The sequence below is a fragment of the Amycolatopsis sp. NPDC098790 genome (assembly GCF_044759945.1).
Taxonomy (GTDB): Bacteria; Actinomycetota; Actinomycetes; order Mycobacteriales; family Pseudonocardiaceae; genus Amycolatopsis.
In genome coordinates, this window is record NZ_JBIWAI010000005.1 from 51,313 (window position 1) to 67,311 (window position 15,999).

The window sequence follows — 15,999 nt, forward strand, 5'->3', positions numbered from 1 at the left end:
GACAACGGGTGAAACTTACCGTCTTCGTACGCGACCTCGTTAGCATCCGCACATTTGTCCGTCGCTGCGCGTCCCGATCGGGCCCTGAGCACCTCTCACCAACAAGTCCACAAGACGAATGGGGTCGCCAGCGATGAGTACAGAGGGACTCTCGATTCCAGGCATCTCGATCGCCGGCTCGGGGCCATCGGCCGCCGAGCGGGTGCGCAAGCGCGGGTTGAGCCTGTTCGGCTCGGTGCCGCGCCCCGCTGTGGTCACGTTCGCCATCGAGGCGGCCGCGGTCATCCTGGCCGTGCTCGACGTGTGGCTGGTGATCCCCGAGAAGGCCCAGCCCTATTCGATCTGGCTCTCCGGCGCCGCCTGCCTCGCGGTGGTGTTCCGCCGGAAGTTCCCGTTCCTCGCCGTGCTCGTCGCGGTCCCCGGCTTCCTGGCCGGCTGGGCGCAGCTGGCGTCGATGATCACGCTCGGCATGCTCGCCACCCGCCGTCAGCTGCACTGGCAGGTGTGGGTCGGCGCGGCGCTGGTGTGGTGCTGCCGGTTCGTCCAGTGGCCGCTGGAGGACTTCGCCGAGCTCAGCTGGCGCGAACACATCCTCGACGGGATCTACGGCGTCCTCGTCGCCGGCATGCCGATCGCGATCGGCCTGCTGATCGGGGCGCGGGCAGAGGTGTCGAACAAGCTCGCCGAGCTGGCCACGAGCCGCGACCGCGAGCGCCGCTTCCACGCCGACGCCGTCCGCGCGGAGGAGCGCGCCCGGCTGGCGCGCGAGATGCACGACGTCGTCTCCCACCAGATCACGCTGATCGCGATGCAGGCCGGCGCGCTGCAGGCCCAGTCGACCGACGACCGGGCGCAGGAGACCGCGCAGGTCATCCGGACGCTGTCGAAGCGGACCCTGGAGGAGCTGCGATCGCTGCTGAGCGTGCTGCGCGCGGGCGCCGACGACGACGGCCCGCGTCCCGGGATCAACGACCTCGACCGGCTGATCCGGACGTCGGAGGTTCCGGTGCACTTGTCGGTGGAGCACCTGCCGGAGGCGCTGCCGAACCAGGTGTCGGCGGCGGCGTACCGGACGGTGCAGGAGTGCTTGACGAACGTCCACAAGCACGCCCCGGGCGCGACGGCGACGATCCGCATCCAGGGTGAGCACGGAGCGCTCAAGATCGAGGTCCGCAACGAGCGCGCCCGCCGGGCGGGTGAGTCGCTGCCGTCGGGTGGGCACGGGCTGACGGGCTTGGCCGAGCGTGCGCGGTTGCTGGGTGGGAGTTTCGAGACGTCCGGGATGGCGGACGGCGGGTTCCGCGTCCGGGCCCGGTACCCGCTGGACCGCTGAGGGCGGCCGCCGGCCCCCGGTTTCCAGTTTACCGGCGGGGTACGACGATTTCGGATTCGGTGAAGCCGCGAACGGCGGATTCCGGGCTTTGACGGGCCTGGAATTGCCGTTCGCGGCTTTTTTCGTGCGGAACTGTCGGTGGGTGCCGGTAGCGTGGAAATCGGGGGCTGCTCAAGCCCGGGGACCCGGTCGGCACAGCGGGTTAGGGAGGACCGGCCTCGCGGATTCAGCGGGCGCGCGGTCCCTGGGGGAAGTCGTTCCCCGGCCGGACGGGCGCCTGGCAACCCGCGCGGCCGGCGGGACTCAGCAAAGTGGGGCCAGGTGCCCGGACGTGCCGAGGCTCCGCGGCCAGGGCTCCGGCAAAGTCCGCGAGGGCATGGCCGGCGGTCTCGCCCGACGTCTTGAATGAGTCATTCAGGACCTCCGAGGTCCTGAATGACTCATTCAAGACACTTGGGCTTCGCTTCGGCGACCCGGAACGCCGACTTTGCCGGGACCTTGAGGCTCCGCGGCCGTGAAGGGGACCTTCACGGACTTGGCGGCCCAGAACTGTCGTACCTCGCCGGTAGCGTGGAAAACGGGGGCTGCTCAGGCCCGGAACGCGCGAAAAACCACCCCGAGGTGTCCCGGGGTGGCTTCGGCCGCCGAAGTTAGATGATCTCCCGGCGCTGGCGCAGGCGCTCGAGGGCTTCGGCCAGGATGGCCTCGCCGTCGGCGTCGCTGCGCCGCTCCTTCACGTACGCCAGGTGGGTCTTGTACGGCTCGGTCCGCGGGGCGGCCGGCGGGTTCTTCTCGTCCTGCCCGCCCGGGAGCCCGCAGCGGGGGCAGTCCCACTCGTCGGGGATCTCCGCGTCGAGCGCGAACGACGGCCGGGCTTCGTGGCCGTTGGCGCACCAATAGCCGACGCGGCGTCGCGGCGCCGATTCACCTCGTTCCGATTCGCCCGTAGGACCGGCACCCACCCGGGTGCCCCGAATCGCGTTACCGCCAACCATGAATCCTCACACCTAGGAATCGGCGGCGCGCCCCCCAATAGGCACGCCGAATCACTGCGCCCTGCCGTCGTACCCGGTCGCGATCGACGGCGGGACGCCGGACGCCTCACACCTTGAGCAGCAGACCCAGGCCCACGATGCTGATCAGCCAGACCGCGCCCAGCAGCAGGGTGATCCGGTCGAGGTTCTTCTCGGCCACGCTCGACCCGGCCAGGCTCGACTGCATCCCGCCGCCGAACAGCGACGACAGGCCACCGCCCCGGCCCCGGTGCAGCAGCACCGCGACCACCAGGAAGACGCTGGTGACGATCAACAGGATTTGCAGGAACAGCTTCATGTCATCCTCTGGGCTCTAGGAGAATGCAGGGGTACGGCATGGTCGTTTCCGACCACCACCGTACCCCTGGACTCGTCCACTGCTGTGTGACGGACCGGATACACAGGCTACCCGGTCGTGGCCTCGATCAGGGCAGCGGCCCGCCCGCGGCGAGTGCGCAGAGTTTCGTGAACTCCTCGCCGTCGAGGCTCGCTCCGCCGACCAGGGCACCGTCGATGTTCTCGCAGCCCACCAGCTCGCTGATGTTGCCCGATTTGACCGATCCCCCGTAGAGCACCCGGACGGACGAAGCGACCTCGTCGCCGTACTTCTCCTGGAGGGTCGCCCGGATGGCCTTGCAGACCTCTTCGGCGTCCGCCGACGACGCGACCTTGCCGGTGCCGATCGCCCAGACCGGCTCGTACGCGACCACCACGCCGGAGACCTGCTCGGCCTTGAGGCCCTTCAGGCCGTCGATCAGCTGCGTCGTGGTGTGGTGGATGTGCTCGCCGGCCTCGCGGACCTCGAGCTTCTCCCCGATGCAGAGGATCGGCGTGATGCCGTGCTTGAGCGCGGCCTTGACCTTCTTGTTGACCAGTTCGTCGGTCTCGGCGTGGTACTCGCGCCGCTCCGAGTGGCCGACCGTGACGAACTTGCAGCCCAGCTTGGCCAGCATCGGGCCCGAGATGTCGCCGGTGTACGCGCCCGAGTCCTGCGGCGCGACGTCCTGCGCGCCGTAGGTCAGCGACAGCTTGTCGCCGTCGACCAGGGTCTGCACGCTGCGGATGTCGGTGAACGGCGGCAGCACCGCCACGTCGACCTTCGCGTAGTACTTCTCCGGCAGCGCGAAGGCGATCTTCTGGACGAGCGCGATCGCCTCGAGGTGGTTCTGGTTCATCTTCCAGTTGCCGGCGATGAACGGCTTGCGTGCCACTAGTTCTTCTCCTCCAAAGCGGTCACGCCCGGCAGTTCCTTGCCCTCGAGGTACTCCAGCGAGGCGCCGCCGCCGGTGGAGATGTGCGAGAAGCCGTCCTCGGGCAGGCCCAGCTGCCGCACCGCGGCCGCCGAGTCGCCGCCGCCGACCACGGTGAACGCGTCGCTCTTCACGAGCGCCTCCGCGACGGCACGGGTGCCGCCGGAGAACGCCTCGAACTCGAACACGCCCATCGGGCCGTTCCAGAACACCGTCTGCGCGTCGGCGAGCTTGCTCGCGAACAGCTCGCGGCTGCGCGGGCCGATGTCGAGGCCCTGGCGGTCGGCCGGGATGGCGGTGGCGTCGACGGCCTCGTGCTCGGCGTCGGCCGAGAACTCCGTCGCGGCCAGCACGTCGACCGGCAGGACCAGTTCGACGCCGCGCTTCTCGGCCTCGGCGAGGAAGCCCTTCACCTGGTCGAGCTGGTCGGCCTGCAGCAGCGACTGGCCGACCTCGTGGCCCTGGGCCTTGAGGAACGTGTACGCCATGCCGCCGCCGACGAGCAGCCGGTCGACCTTGGTCAGCAGGTTCGCGATGACGCCGAGCTTGTCGGACACCTTCGCGCCGCCGAGCACGACCACGTACGGCCGCTTGACGTCGTCGGTCAGCTTCTTCAGCACGTCCAGCTCGGCCAGCACCAGGCCGCCCGCGTACGCCGGCAGCACCGAAGCGACCTCGTAGACCGAGGCCTGCTTGCGGTGGACGACACCGAATCCGTCGGAGACGAACGCGCCGCCGGGGACGAGCGCACCCAGCTCGGCGGCCAGCTCGGAGCGGTCCGCGGCGTCCTTGCTGGTCTCGCGCGCGTCGAAGCGCACGTTCTCCAGCAGGACGACGCTGCCGTCGGCCAGGCCGCCGGTCAGCGCCTTGGCGGACTCACCGACCAGGTCAGCGGCCAGCGCGACCTCGGCGCCGAGCAGCTCGGAGAGCCGCTTGGCGACCGGGGCCAGCGTGTACTTCGGGTCCGGCTCGCCCTTGGGGCGGCCGAGGTGCGCGGTGACGACGACCTTTGCGCCCGCCTCGGCGAGCTTCTTGATCGTCGGCAACGCCGCGCGGACCCGGCCGTCGTCGGTGATGCGGTCAGCGACGGTCGCTTGCGGGCCGGAGCCATCAGCGCTGCCGAGCGGGACGTTCAGGTCGGAACGCACGAGTACGTACCGGCCCTGAACGCCCTCGCCCAGTAGGTCGTCGAGGTTCTTGACGGTCATCCGGCTCAGAGCTTCGAACCGACGAGCTTGATCAGGTCCGCGAGGCGGTTGGAGTAGCCCCACTCGTTGTCGTACCAGCCGACGACCTTGACCTGGTTGCCGATGACCTTGGTCAGCGGCGAGTCGTAGATGCACGACGCCGGGTCGGTGACGATGTCCGAGGACACGATCGGGTCGACCGAGTAGCGCAGGATGCCGGCGAGGGGGCCCTCGGCGGCGGCCTTGTAGGCGGCGTTGATCTCGTCGACCGTGGCGGACTTCTTCAGGGTCACGGTGAGGTCGGTGGCCGAGCCGGTCGGCACCGGGACGCGCAGCGCGTAGCCGTCCAGCTTGCCCAGCAGCTCCGGCAGCACGAGGCCGATCGCCTTGGCGGCACCGGTCGAGGCCGGGACGACGTTCAGCGCGGCGGCGCGGGCGCGGCGGAGGTCCTTGTGCGGGCCGTCCTGCAGGTTCTGGTCCTGCGTGTACGCGTGGATCGTGGTCATCAGGCCCTGCTCGATGCCGAACTCGTCGTTCAGCACCTTGGCCAGCGGGCCGAGGCAGTTGGTGGTGCAGGAGGCGTTGGAGATGATGACCTGCGAGCCGTCGTACTTGTCGTCGTTGACGCCGAGGACGACGGTCAGGTCCTCGCCCTTGGCGGGCGCGGAGATGATGACCTTCTTGGCACCGCCGGCGATGTGCGCCTTGGCGGCGTCGGCGTTGGTGAAGAAGCCGGTCGACTCGACGACGACGTCCACGCCCAGGTCGCCCCAGGGCAGGTTGGCCGGGTCGCGCTCGGCGAGGGCCTTGATGGTCTTGCCGTCGACGACGATGCCCTCGTCGCTGACGCTGACCTCACCCGGGAACCGGCCCAGGATGGAGTCGTACTTCAGCAGGTGGGCCATGGTGGCGACGTCGCCGAGGTCGTTGAACGCGACGACCTCGATGTCGTGGCCGCTGGCCTGCACGGCGCGGAAGAAGTTGCGGCCGATGCGGCCGAAGCCGTTGACACCTACGCGAACGGTCACTGCTGCCACTCCTCTGAGGATCGGCCGGGAGGCCCGGCCGTGACTTGCGGGCTCGCGGTCACCCTAGCGTGCGGGCATGCGCGTCCCTGACTGCCCTGACGAGACTTCCACCACTTGGCGAACGGGTCAAGAATCGATTAAGAAGCCGGGGGTCCCCGGGCGGGGTTCCGGGGGTGGACCACGGCGGCCCGCGCGGTGGCGGCGGTTCGGGTGCCGGGACCGGTTCCGGCTGGCCACGACGGGTGCGGACGGGCGGTTCGCGGTGGGAGCATCTGGGTGCTGGACCGATTCAGCCGATGGAGTGCCGCAAAGGCGCGGAAGGCGAAGCGGAAGAAGCGCTCGCGCCGCCGTCGCGGCCGGAGTGAGGTCGATGACTCGACCGATCCAGCGACGTCGTTCACGCCGTCAGCTCGCGTTCGAGCGGGGTGCGGAACCGCGGGACGGCCCGGACCTCGCCGTACCAGCTCGCGCACCGGTCCGCCTCCGACTCCACCCTCGCCGCGACCTCCGACCCCACGTCCTCCAGCAGCCGGTACGCGATCTCCCCCGATGCGCGCTGTCCCCAGCCCCCGACGATCCGGCCGGATGCCCAGATCGTCGGGCCGACGTTGCCGCTGCGGTCGAACAACGCCGGCCGGTGCGGGCCCAGGAACCAGTCGCGCTCCTGCCAGCCCATCGGCGTCGGGTCCAGCGCGGGCAAGAACGCCACCCACGGCGAAGGCGGCGGCACCGGCGAAAGGTCGTCCGCCAGCGCGACGCCGGGAACGCCGTCCAGGTCCACCTCGACCGGGGACACCGCGGCAAGGGCCTTCTTCGTCTGGCCCGCCGTCCAGCCCGTCCACCAGCGCAGGTCCGCCACCGGCGCCGGGCCGTACGCGCGCAACCATCGCCGGGCCAGCTCGGCCCGGGCCTCCTCCGCGTCCCACGACCGCAACCCCGGCACCCACACGTCCAGGGGGTGCCACACGTACTGGCTGCTGAGCCAGCTCCCCCGCGGCCGCCCACGCGCGATCCGGCCGTCGGCCGCCAGCAGGAACAGCACCCGGCTCGTGACGTTCCCGATCGCCTCGTACGGCTTCCCCGCCGCCATCAGCAACTGCTGGCGCAACCGCGGCTCGTCCTCGCTCAGCTGCTGCGCCGTCGCCGACCCTCGGGCGCGCAACGCGGCCTCGACCGAGTCCTCCACGTCGCGGAGCCACTTGCCCGGCTCGGGCACGTTCTCGGGATGCCCTTGCTGGCCGAGGTGCTGTTCGAGGAGCTTCCGCTGCTTGACGGCGATGTCCGCCGAGCAGCCGGCCTGCACGAGCGCCGCCGTGTCGAGGGTCGTCACGAACACCGTGCGGCGCATGCCGAGCAGCCGCAGCAGCGTCCGGTCGTCGTACAACGCCTGCTCCACCAGGGAAACCCCCGGTGTCGCGAGCCGCGCGGACGCCGACAGGTGCACCGTCGCCGGGTCGGTGGCGTGCAGGGCCACGACCCCGGTCACGGCGTCGGTGATCGTGGCCGCGGGTGCGGCCAGGTGGTGGCGGACCCCGAGGCGGGCCCGGCGCTGCGCGGTGGTGATCGTCGGTGGAGGCACCCGCATTTGATACCAGCCGCCCCCGACAAAAACCGCTGGTCGCCAGGTCAGGCGCGGGGATAGCCTGCGGAAATGGTTTCCGGTGCGCACTTCGCGGCCTTCGCCGCGCTGACGTTCCTCATGGTCGTCGTCCCCGGGCCGAGCGTGCTGTTCACCATCAGCCGCGCGCTCACGGTCGGCCGGCGCGACGCGCTGCTCACCGTCGTGGGCAACTCCGCCGGCGTCTACACGCAGGTGGTCGCGGTCGCGTTCGGCCTCGGCGCGCTCGTGACGACGTCGGCCGCGGTCTTCACCGCCATCAAGGTCGCCGGCGCGCTCTACCTCGTCTACCTGGGCGTCCAGGCCTTCCGGCACCGCCGGAAGCTCACCGACGCCATGGCCGCCAAGGTGGCCACCACACCCGGTCGAGTCCTGACCGTGCTGCGGGACGGGTTCGTCGTCGGCTTCGCCAACCCCAAGTCGATCGTGTTCCTCGCCGCGCTGCTCCCCCAGTTCGTCGACCCGGCCGCCGGTTCGGTCCCGGCGCAGATGCTCGTGCTCGGGCTGTGCCTGCCGGCGATCGCGCTGGCCACCGACAGCGCGTGGGCGCTGGTGGCGGGCACGGCCCGCGCGTGGTTCGCCCGCTCGCCGAAGCGCCTGGAGATGGTCGGCGGCACCGGCGGTCTCGTGATGATCGGCCTCGGCACCGGGCTGGCGTTCACCGGCCGGGGTGACTGAGCACCAGGTCCAGCAACCCCGGGAACGCCGCGTCGAATTCGGGGCGCCGCAAGCGGTTCAGCCGCCGCGCGCCTTCGTCGCGCTGCTCGATCAGGCCCGCCGCGCGCAGCACCCCGAAGTGGTGGCTGAGCGTCGCCTTCGCCACCGGCAGGTCGAACGTGCCGCACGCCTTCGACCACTCCGGCACTTCGGCGAGCGAGCGCAGGATGCTGCGGCGCACGGGGTCGGCGACCGCGGCGAGGGCGTCCTGCAGGGACACCTCCGCCGGGACGCCGTGCGTCAGCCCGCGGGCCCGCGCCGAGGTCACCGCAGAGCCTCCGCCAGCGCCGGCCACCACTCGCGGGGCAGGTCACCGGCCGGGACGACGACCTGGTCCGCCCCCGCCGCCCGGTACTCGCGCAGGCGGGCCACGACCGCGTCGAGGTCGCCGCGCACCGTGAGGCCGTCGACCAGGGAATCCGAGAGGTCCGCGATGTCGGCGTCGGTGAAGCCCATCCGGCGGAAGTTGTTCGCGTAACCCGGCATCCCGGCCAGGAACCGGAGCGAGCCGCCGCGAGCACGTTCGCGAGCCGTCGCCGGATCCGTCTCCGGGACGACGCTCAGCAGCACAACCAGCTGCCGGCCGGCGCCGAGGATTTCGCGCGCCGAAGCGACGTAGTCCGTCGTCACCAGGAACGGGTACGCGCCGTCCGCGCGGTCGCGCGCCAGCTCCAGCATCTTCGGGCCGAGCGCCGACAGGATCCGCGCCGACGCGGGCACGGAGTCGTCCAGCTCGTCGAGGTAGTCGTTCAGCGTGGCCAGCGGACGCGGGCCGTGGGCGCCGCCGAGACCGACCACGAACCGTCCCGCGGGCAGGTCGGCGTACGCCGAAGCGACCGAAGCGGCAGGCACCCGGTCGACCGGCAGGATGCCGCTGGCCACCGGGATCTTCGCGGTCCCGTGGACCACCTCGGTGATCAGCGGCAGGTTGCTGCCCTGCCCGCCCGGCAGCCAGAGCGTGGCGTACCCCAGCTCGTCCAGTTCGGCGGCGGCCGCGACGGCCTCCGCTCCGGTCGTGTTCAGCGTTGCGCCCAGTGGCCCCAGTTCCATGCGCAGCGCAACCCGGGAACGCCGGGAGATGTTCCCGTCAGGCCGTCTGTTCGTCCTCAGCGGAATCATCCTCGGCCGCCCGCGTGAACATCCGGGTCGCCGACAGCCGCGCGACGCCGTCGGGGTCGCCGAGGTCGTCCAGGGAGTTGCGGATCGTCGAATCCACCGACAGGTACTTGCGGCCCGCCCGCAGGTCGGCGTCGTTGCGCAGCCGCACGATCAGCGGGAACTCCGACAGCGCACCCGCGTCGAACAGGCCCGTCGTGTAGATCAGCTGCACGCCGAGCGCCTCGGCCACCGCTCGCTGCAGCTCCAGCAGGTAGCCCGCGGACGCGCGGCCGATCGGGTTGTCCAGGAACAACACGCCCGAGTGCCGGTTGCGGACCTTGCCGCGGTTGTTGGCCCGCAGCGCCGCCAGCGTGCAGTACAGGATGATCGCCGCGGTCAGCTGCTGGCCGCCCGAGAAGACGTCCCGGATCTCGGAGACGCGCTGGCGTTCGGTCCGCAGCACCGAGTCCGGCTTGAGCATGTCGACGCGGAAGCCCTTGGGCGCCGCGGCACGGACCCCGCGCAGCACCAGGGAAAGCCCGTCGCGCTTGACGTCCCGGCCGTCGGCGGTCTTGCCGACGGCGGCCTCGTCGACGACCTCGCCGAGCTTTTCGGTGAGCTCGTTGTCCTCCAGCTCGGTGAAGCGGATGCGGAGGAACTCCTGCCCGGACCAGTCGCCGAGCCCGTCGGGCAGCCGCGAGACGCGCTGGGCCGAGCGCAACGTCCGGAGCGCGCCGTCGACCATGCCCTGCAGGCGCGTGATGATGCCGCCGCGGTGCCGGTCGATCTGCGCGAGGTCGTCGGTCAGCGACCGCAGCCGCGGCCGCAGCGCTTCGGCCCACTCGGCCGCGTGCGCCGGGAGCTGGTCGCGCTTGACGGAGATGACCTGCTGGCGCACCGGCGTGCTCAGCTTCTCGAACCGCTTCTCCGTCGCGTACTGCGCGAGCTGGTCGGCGGCCGCGCGCACCCGGCGGTCACCCGCGTCGGCGGCTTCCTGCGCCTGGCCGAGCGTCGCGTTGAGGCGGGTGTGCTGGGCGCGGGCCGTCTCGACGTCGCCGTCGTAGGCCGCCGCGTCCGTGTCGGTGACCAGGTGACCCATCGATTCGGCGAGCAGCGCGAACCCGGACGCCGAATTGCGGGCCGACTCCAGCGTCGCTTCCGCAGCGGCCCGGCGTTCCTGCAGCTCTTCCCACTTCCGCGCGGCCGCCGACGCCTCCAGGCCGGCCGCGTCGATCAGCTCCAGGCCGTGCTCGATGTCCCGCGGCTTCTCGCCGTTGACGCCGTTCTGCAGCGGCAGCGCGTCCAGCTCGGCGCGCCGCGTCGAGACGAGCCCGATGGCTTCGGTGCGCTCGTCCTCCAGGCCGTCGACGACGCGGCGGGCGCGCGCCAACGCCGCCGCACGCGCGGAAGCGTCGGAACCGTCCGGCGTCTCCAAGAGTTCGGCCGCCCGGACCCGGACCGCCTCGTCCAGGGACTCGACGGCCGAGCCCGCGGCCGCTTCGGCGGATTCCGCCTGCTCCAGTTCGGCGCGCAGGTCGCTGCCGACCTCGACCTTTGCGTACGACTCGGACGCCGACAGGTACGTCCGCCGCAAGGCGTCGACCGGCTCCGACGGCACCGGGCCTTCCGACGCCTCGGCCGCGCCGGGCACCTCGGCGAGTTCGGCACGCGCGGTCGTCGCGGTCCGGCGGTGGCCGTCGGCGGTGCGCTGCTCCTCCCCCGCCTGCTCACGCAGCCGCGCGGCCTTGCCCGCCGCGTCGGCGGCCTGCAGGTCGGCGCGCTCGGCGACCTCGGTGGCGCGCTCGACCTCTTCGGTCCACTCGGTGATCCGCGCGCTGCGGGCACCGAGTTCGCCGAGCCGCCGGGCGCGTTCCTCCGCCTCGGCCGCGGCCGCGCGCAGTTCGGGGACGCGCTCGCGCAGCGACGCCGCCTTTTCGCTCAGCCGCGCGAAGTCCGCGTCGGCCTGCTCCAGTGCCGTGCGCGCGGTCTCGCGTGCGGTGCGGGCCGCCTGGGCCTGCTCGGCCAGGGTCGCGACGGCGCCGGGCGGGTAGTCCTCGCGCCAGGTGGTGAGCTTCCACGTCAAGGCGCCGTCCGCGGACAGCTTGGCGGACAACGACTCCAGGCGCCGCTGCCGTTCGGTGTGCCGCCGCGCCACGGCTTCCCGCTCGGCGTCGGCGGCTTCTTCGTCGTACATCGCGGGGTTCGGCGGCACGAGGAACTCGACGCCGGGCGCGGCACTTTCACGTGAAAGTGCCGCCTCGGTGGTGCCGACGGCGATGATGGAGCTGGGGAGGAGCCGCCGCTTGGTGAGCACCTCGCGGGCGCGGTCGGCGTGCGCGGCGTCGTTCAGGAGCACCCCCGACACCAGCTGCGGCAGGCTTTCCAGGACTTCGGCGCGCCGGGAAACGTCCAGTTTGGACAGATAGCGCCAGCCGGACCACGCCGTGATGCCGGCTTCTTCCAGCGCGTCGAGAGCGGCCTGGACGTCCTCCGGCGGCGGCAGCAGCCCGCCGGACCCGAGTGCGGCCAGCGCGCGTTCGTCGGCGGACTCCTCCATCCGCAGCGCGGTCTGCTCCTTCTCGACGGCCGCGCTCGCCTCGCGCAGCCGTTCCAGCAGCACCGGCAGGTCGCTTTCGAGAGCGACGTCGTCCGCGCCGAGCAGCTCGACCAGCCGGCCTTCCGCGGCCAGCGCGTCGGTGCGGCGGTGGGCCCGGTCGAGGTCCTCGGTGGCGCGTTCGAAGCGGTCCTGGGTGGTGCCCGCGAGCTGGTGCGCCTCGTTCACGGCCCGTTGCGCCGCTTGGAGATCCGCCGCGACGCGGTCCAGTTCCTGCTCGCGCCGCGCGAGTTCGGCGGTGGCCGCTTCGGCGGCGCTACGGGCCGCGCGGGACGCTTCGGCGACGTCGGCGCCCGAAGGCAACAGCCCCGCGCGTACGGCGTTCTGAACCTCTTCGCGCAGCTCGGTGATCCGGGCGGTGAGGCCCCGCGCTTCGGCGCGCCTCGCGGCCGCGAGGTTCGCGGCCTCGTCGCGGTCGGTCTGCGCCTTCTCGGCTTCGGCGCGCAACGCATCTGCGTGCGCTTCGGCCTTGTCGGCCTGACGCTGGGCGTCCTGCGCCAGCGCGTGCAACCCGCGTGCGAGCGCCGAAGCGGCGTCGTTGCGCGCCTTCAACGCCGGCCGCGCCTTCTCCTCGCGGCTGCCGACCAATTCGCGCAGGTCCTTGGCCTTGCGGGCCGCGTTCAGGGAGTTGAGCACGGTCGCCGTCTCACGCCACGCTTCCGCCGCGGTTTTCGCCGAAGCGAGTTCCGCGTCGACGCGTTTGCGGGCCTCCTGGGCTTCGTCCAGGCGCAGCACGGCGACCAGGCGACGCAGCTCCGTCACGCCCGCGGCGAGCCGCCGGTGGTCGCCCTCGGCGAGCTTCTCCGCGGACTTGACCTCGGTGACGTGGTCCTCGAGCCCGGACAGCCGCGCGTTCTCCAGCTCGTTGCGCGCGACGACGCGGGCGGCGAGCGCGGCCATGTCGGCTTTCGCCGATTCGGCGATCTTCCGCGACTCCGCGGCGACGCCTTCTTCGGCGGCCAGCGGGCCCAGCAGGTCCAGGGCACCGGCCACGAAGTCGCGTTCGGACAGCAGATCCCCGCGCTGGGCCAGGTTGTTCGCGTACGTGGCGACGACTTCGGCGAGGTCCTTCGGTTCGTCCTCCGAGATCACCGCCTTCAGCAGGAACTCGACGAACGCGTCGTCGGTGCCGAAGGCGAACGCGTCCGCCGCCTCGCCTTCACCCGCGTTCATCGCGCGCTGGTAGCGGAACAGCTCGGTGTCGAGGCCGAGGGTGTCGAGCCTGCCGGTCCACTCGTGGTGGCGGCGGGTCCAGGACAGTTCCAGTTCCGGCTCGGCCAGCTGAGCGGCGGCGAGCTTGTCGTGGAAGCCGGACATGGTGAGCAGCCGGCCGTCCTGCGTCATCGGCAGCGAATCAAGCCCGAGCGCGGCGGTCGGGCGGAAGCAGTACCAGGAGTCGGCGAGGTTTTCGGAGTCGGCGGACACGACGTGCCCGCGCCACTCGGAGACCTTGCCGGTGATGATCCGGTGCCCGCTCTCGACGTGCAGCCACTCCAGCACGACGTGCGAGACGTCCTTGGCGGCGACGAACTTCTCGAGGACCTTGGTGCTGGTGGTGCCGACGACCTGGCGGCGTCCCGGCAGCATGACCGAGAAGATCAGCTTGATGAGGACGGACTTGCCGCCGCCGTTCTCGAGGAACAGCACGCTCGCCGGCGACGGGCGGCGCAGCTCGGCCGGCCCGGTCGCGTGGATGCCGGCGCTGAACAGCGCGTCCTGCTGCGGCGCGGTGATCTTGGCGCCGACGCCGCTGAAGTCGAGCACGACGTCCTGGTAGCGGGCACCCGCCGGGCCCACGGAATGCAGGCGGACCCGCGAAAGCTCGTACATCGATTCCCCTCTTACAGCGTGTCCGAGGACGCCGCGCGCAGCGTTCCCCCGGCGTTCGCGACGGCCACGACGTCGAGCGCGAGCAAGTCGTCGAAGGCGGCGTCGGCGGCGAGTTCCCGGACCTGGATCTGGTAGCGCGGCGTGGTCCGGTAGGTGCCGCCCTGCTCGTCGCTCACCGGGACCAGGAAGCCCTGGTCGGCGAGGAAGCGCAGGGCGCGGGAGACCATGCCGCGGGTGGTGTCGGCGGCCAGCCGGCCGTCCTTGGTGGCCGCGGCCGCGGGACGGCGGGTGTAGGCGCGCCAGGCCTGTTCCAGCTCGGGCGCGTCGGCCAGGGGGTCGTTGTTGGCCTCGGCCGCCGCGGCGCGTTCGTCGAGCATGCGGGCGGCTTCGCGGACCATCGCGTCGACCTGCTCGACGCTGACGCGGCCGATGTAGGTGTCGTTGGCGAGGTCGTCCGGGCGCGGGTAGCCGAGCGCGGCGGTGGCGAGGTGGATGAGGCCGTGCAGGACCTTCTCCGTGTCACGGCGTTCGCGGATCTTGGCCTGGCGGGCGTAGGAGTCCATCTTGATCTCGAAGACGGACTCGTCGGTGGCCGCGAGGACCGCGCCGGCCTGCTGGTTGACCTCGAGGACCATCAGGCCGAGCCCGGCGGCGACAGCGTGGGTGAGCGCCTTGAACGCGTTGTCCTCGCCGTAGCGGCGGACGAGGTCGCCGTAGACGACGTCACGCGCGGGCAGCTGCTTCGGCCGCATGCCGAACGCGACCAGCCGGGCCGCGGCCTCGGCGTCCACGCTGCTGTGGGACAGCGCCATTACGCGACTTCCTCTTCTTCATCGGCCCGCTCGACGGCGGCGGTGGACAGGAGCAGGTCGGCGCCGCCGAAGTCGGGGTCGTCGAGGAGCGTGCCGTCGTCGACGGCGAGCAGTACCTGCCGGTCGCCTTGGCGGCGGGCCGCGCCGACCCCGGGACTGTAGGCGTGGACGGCGCGCAGCGCGACCAGGGCGGCGAGGCCGGGCTGGCGGCTGCGGCGGGCCTCTTCGAGCAGGCCGGAGAGCCGGCGGGGCACTTCGGGGAGGTCGAGGAGTTCGTCGGCGGCGCGCCAGACGTCGTCGCCGAAGCGGTCGGTGGTCTCGGCGGGCATCAGCTCGGGTTCCGGGATCTCCCCCACCAGCTGGTCGCGTTCGGGGGCCGGGCGCAGGAGCAGCGAGACCAGGGACGACAGCGAGGGCACGACGGGCGCGGTGATGCCGGCGGCGGCGTGGAAGAAGTGCTCGGCGGGCGCGACGGCGTCGGCCAGCGGCAGGCCCAGGGTGGGCACGAGGAGCTGGCCGAACAGGTCGAGCGTGGCGCGCTGGGGCGGGCCTGAGAACTGCTGGCGGTCCTGCTCGGCGCGAAACACCGCGCCCGCGTCGGCGAGCCGGGACTGCAGGCGGGTGTGCCGGCGGATGCAGTCGCCGACGATGTCGACGAGCTCGGCGGCGCGGCGCTTGCGGTCGAGGTCCTCGGTCTCGTCGCGGGCGGTGGTGATGTTCTTGAGGATGGCGTTCTCGGCGCGGAAGCGGGCCTCGATGTGGCTCAGCGCGCTGTCGAGGAGCTCCGGGACCTCGCGCTCCCAGTCGACCGACCGGACGTCGCGGCGGGTCGCGTCGAGCTTCGCGCGCAGGGTCTCGCCGTACTGGACGGTCCGGTAGCGGGCCTGCTCGGCGGCCAGCTTGGCGTCGGCGAGCCGGCCGCGGTTGATCAGGTTCTCGAGCTTGACCTCGGCCGCGATCTGCGCGGACTCGACGTCGGTGTCGAGCGCGCCGACGAGGACGTTGATGGCCTCGTCGGTGGCGCGGAGGTAGACCTCGCCGTCGCGGGCGGCCAGCTCGACGAGCAGCTTGAAGTCGAACTGGCGGCGCTGGTAGCCGCCGGGTCCCATCGAGCCGTAGACGCGCCGGAAGCCGCGGTCGGTGGTGCCGACGTTGATCAGGTTGTCCAGGACCCACTTGGCGACGCGGACGTGCTCCTCGGGCATCCGCGAGGGCGCCTGCTGGGCGATGAAGGGCAGCAGGCGGTCGATGACCTCGTCGTGGCCGGCGCCGGTGTCGAAGTCCATCGCGATGGTGACCTGGTCGATCGTGTGCAGCGCGATCTCGGCCATCTGGTAGATGGTGGCGTCGGCCCAGTCGAGCTTCGCCTTGCGCGCGTCCAGGTCGTGCAGCGGCGCGGTGCAGGCCAGCGCCTTGAGGCGGCGGGTCAGCCCCTCGTCGGCCAGTCCCATTGCCGCCGCGTTGTTCATCGGCACAGC

Annotated in this window: 13 protein-coding genes; 2 read left to right on the plus strand and 11 right to left on the minus strand. The window is 71.9% G+C overall.

The window, feature by feature from the left end:
* Positions 1-133 precede the first annotated feature (133 nt).
* Entirely contained in the window at positions 134-1,333 is a 1,200-nt protein-coding gene (locus tag ACIQWX_RS33840; RefSeq protein ID WP_400879980.1) for a sensor histidine kinase, read from the plus strand.
* A 650-nt stretch (positions 1,334-1,983) separates the two neighbouring features.
* Here ACIQWX_RS33840 and ACIQWX_RS33845 read toward each other — a convergent pair.
* The 6 genes from ACIQWX_RS33845 to ACIQWX_RS33870 form a co-directional block, all read right to left on the minus strand.
* Positions 1,984-2,328, minus strand: a complete 345-nt coding sequence (locus ACIQWX_RS33845) for an RNA polymerase-binding protein RbpA (RefSeq protein WP_086671261.1) — start codon at positions 2,326-2,328, stop codon at positions 1,984-1,986.
* Positions 2,329-2,434: 106 nt separating this feature from the next.
* Positions 2,435-2,665: a preprotein translocase subunit SecG gene (gene secG, locus ACIQWX_RS33850; protein WP_086845181.1), complete on the minus strand. Its 231-nt coding sequence runs from the start codon at positions 2,663-2,665 to the stop codon at positions 2,435-2,437.
* 127 nt (positions 2,666-2,792) lie between these two features.
* A complete protein-coding gene (gene tpiA, locus ACIQWX_RS33855) occupies positions 2,793-3,578 on the minus strand; it encodes a triose-phosphate isomerase (protein WP_400879985.1) in 786 nt (261 codons plus the stop codon).
* Positions 3,578-4,825 (minus strand): phosphoglycerate kinase, encoded by a 1,248-nt coding sequence (locus ACIQWX_RS33860; protein WP_400879988.1) that lies wholly within the window; start codon positions 4,823-4,825, stop codon positions 3,578-3,580. The genes tpiA and ACIQWX_RS33860 overlap by 1 nt, the downstream gene beginning before the upstream one ends.
* A gap of 5 nt (positions 4,826-4,830) precedes the next feature.
* Complete coding sequence (gene gap, locus ACIQWX_RS33865) at positions 4,831-5,832, minus strand: type I glyceraldehyde-3-phosphate dehydrogenase (protein ID WP_370961427.1); 1,002 nt, start codon at positions 5,830-5,832, stop codon at positions 4,831-4,833.
* Between the two features lie 397 nt (positions 5,833-6,229).
* Positions 6,230-7,411 carry a winged helix DNA-binding domain-containing protein gene (locus ACIQWX_RS33870; protein WP_400879991.1) on the minus strand — a complete coding sequence of 394 codons (1,182 nt, stop codon included), beginning with the start codon at positions 7,409-7,411 and terminating at the stop codon, positions 6,230-6,232.
* Positions 7,412-7,483: 72 nt separating this feature from the next.
* Here ACIQWX_RS33870 and ACIQWX_RS33875 point away from each other — a divergent pair, with 72 nt between their 5' ends.
* Positions 7,484-8,128 carry a LysE family translocator gene (locus tag ACIQWX_RS33875; protein WP_400879994.1) on the plus strand — a complete coding sequence of 215 codons (645 nt, stop codon included), beginning with the start codon at positions 7,484-7,486 and terminating at the stop codon, positions 8,126-8,128.
* On the opposite strand, the gene ACIQWX_RS33880 is transcribed toward ACIQWX_RS33875, so the two are convergent.
* Genes ACIQWX_RS33880 through ACIQWX_RS33900 form a run of 5 tightly spaced genes read right to left on the minus strand, consistent with a single transcriptional unit; the run spans position 8,109 to position 15,972 of the window.
* Complete coding sequence (locus tag ACIQWX_RS33880; RefSeq protein WP_400879996.1) at positions 8,109-8,435, minus strand: ArsR/SmtB family transcription factor; 327 nt, start codon at positions 8,433-8,435, stop codon at positions 8,109-8,111. The two genes, ACIQWX_RS33875 and ACIQWX_RS33880, sit on opposite strands and share 20 nt — an antisense overlap.
* Positions 8,432-9,217, minus strand: a complete 786-nt coding sequence (locus ACIQWX_RS33885) for a TIGR03620 family F420-dependent LLM class oxidoreductase (RefSeq protein WP_400879998.1) — start codon at positions 9,215-9,217, stop codon at positions 8,432-8,434. The genes ACIQWX_RS33880 and ACIQWX_RS33885 overlap by 4 nt, the downstream gene beginning before the upstream one ends.
* A 37-nt stretch (positions 9,218-9,254) precedes the next feature.
* Complete coding sequence (locus ACIQWX_RS33890) at positions 9,255-13,709, minus strand: hypothetical protein (RefSeq protein WP_400880001.1); 4,455 nt, start codon at positions 13,707-13,709, stop codon at positions 9,255-9,257.
* Positions 13,710-13,720: 11 nt separating this feature from the next.
* Complete coding sequence (locus ACIQWX_RS33895; protein WP_372659999.1) at positions 13,721-14,521, minus strand: hypothetical protein; 801 nt, start codon at positions 14,519-14,521, stop codon at positions 13,721-13,723.
* Positions 14,521-15,972 (minus strand): hypothetical protein, encoded by a 1,452-nt coding sequence (locus tag ACIQWX_RS33900; RefSeq protein ID WP_400881420.1) that lies wholly within the window; start codon positions 15,970-15,972, stop codon positions 14,521-14,523. The genes ACIQWX_RS33895 and ACIQWX_RS33900 overlap by 1 nt, the downstream gene beginning before the upstream one ends.
* Positions 15,973-15,999: the final 27 nt, after the last annotated feature.

What these genes read in the sequence shown, in the direction of transcription:
- ACIQWX_RS33840 (WP_400879980.1), top strand. Translation starts at nt 134, where the DNA reads ATGAGTACAGAGGGACTCTCGATTCCAGGCATCTCGATCGCCGGCTCG.
- ACIQWX_RS33845 (WP_086671261.1), bottom strand. Translation starts at nt 2,328, where the DNA reads ATGGTTGGCGGTAACGCGATTCGGGGCACCCGGGTGGGTGCCGGTCCT.
- secG (WP_086845181.1), bottom strand. Translation starts at nt 2,665, where the DNA reads ATGAAGCTGTTCCTGCAAATCCTGTTGATCGTCACCAGCGTCTTCCTG.
- ACIQWX_RS33860 (WP_400879988.1), bottom strand. Translation starts at nt 4,825, where the DNA reads ATGACCGTCAAGAACCTCGACGACCTACTGGGCGAGGGCGTTCAGGGC.
- ACIQWX_RS33875 (WP_400879994.1), top strand. Translation starts at nt 7,484, where the DNA reads ATGGTTTCCGGTGCGCACTTCGCGGCCTTCGCCGCGCTGACGTTCCTC.
- ACIQWX_RS33885 (WP_400879998.1), bottom strand. Translation starts at nt 9,217, where the DNA reads ATGGAACTGGGGCCACTGGGCGCAACGCTGAACACGACCGGAGCGGAG.
- ACIQWX_RS33890 (WP_400880001.1), bottom strand. Translation starts at nt 13,709, where the DNA reads ATGTACGAGCTTTCGCGGGTCCGCCTGCATTCCGTGGGCCCGGCGGGT.
- ACIQWX_RS33895 (WP_372659999.1), bottom strand. Translation starts at nt 14,521, where the DNA reads ATGGCGCTGTCCCACAGCAGCGTGGACGCCGAGGCCGCGGCCCGGCTG.
- ACIQWX_RS33900 (WP_400881420.1), bottom strand. Translation starts at nt 15,972, where the DNA reads ATGGGACTGGCCGACGAGGGGCTGACCCGCCGCCTCAAGGCGCTGGCC.